General features: G+C 65.0%; 1 protein-coding gene. It reads left to right on the forward strand.

The features are described from left to right. A partial coding sequence (gene metK / locus HA630_RS00395) for a methionine adenosyltransferase (protein ID WP_166832012.1) occupies positions 1-845 on the forward strand: 845 nt, incomplete at both ends.

An 845-nucleotide genomic window follows, 5' to 3' on the forward strand; every position in this document is an offset into this window, starting at 1 on the left:
GTGGCGCGCGACACCATCAAGCGCATCGGCTACGACAACACCGAATACGGCATCGACTACAAAGGCTGCGCGGTGCTGGTGGCCTACGACAAGCAGAGCAACGACATCGCCCAGGGCGTGGACCACGCGAGCGACGACTACCTGAACACCGGCGCCGGCGACCAGGGCCTGATGTTCGGCTACGCCTGCGACGAAACGCCCGAGCTGATGCCCGCACCCATCTACTACGCGCACCGCATCGTGGAACGCCAGGCCCAGCTGCGCAAAGACGGCCGCCTGCCCTTCCTGCGCCCGGATGCGAAAAGCCAGGTCACAATGCGCTACGTGGACGGCCGCCCGCACAGCATCGACACCATCGTGCTGAGCAGCCAGCACAGCCCGGAAATGAGCGACGGCAAGCACATGAAGCCCGAGTTCATCGAGGCCTGTGTGGAAGAAATCATCAAGCCGGTGCTACCCAAAGAGTGGCTGCAAGACACCAAGTACCTGATCAACCCCACCGGCCGCTTTGTGATCGGCGGTCCGCAGGGCGATTGCGGCCTGACCGGGCGCAAGATCATCGTGGACACCTACGGCGGCGCCTGCCCGCACGGCGGTGGCGCCTTCAGCGGCAAAGACCCGACCAAGGTGGACCGCTCCGCCGCCTACGCCGCCCGCTACGTGGCCAAGAACATCGTGGCCGCCGGCCTGGCCAAGCAGTGCCAGATTCAGGTGGCATACGCGATTGGCGTGGCCCGCCCGATGAACGTCACGGTGTACACCGAAGGCACCGGCGTGGTTCCCGACGAGCAGATCGCAAAAATAGTGAACGAGGTGTTCGACCTGCGCCCGCGCGGCATCATCCA

The sequence above is a fragment of the Aquabacterium sp. A08 genome (assembly GCF_011742065.1).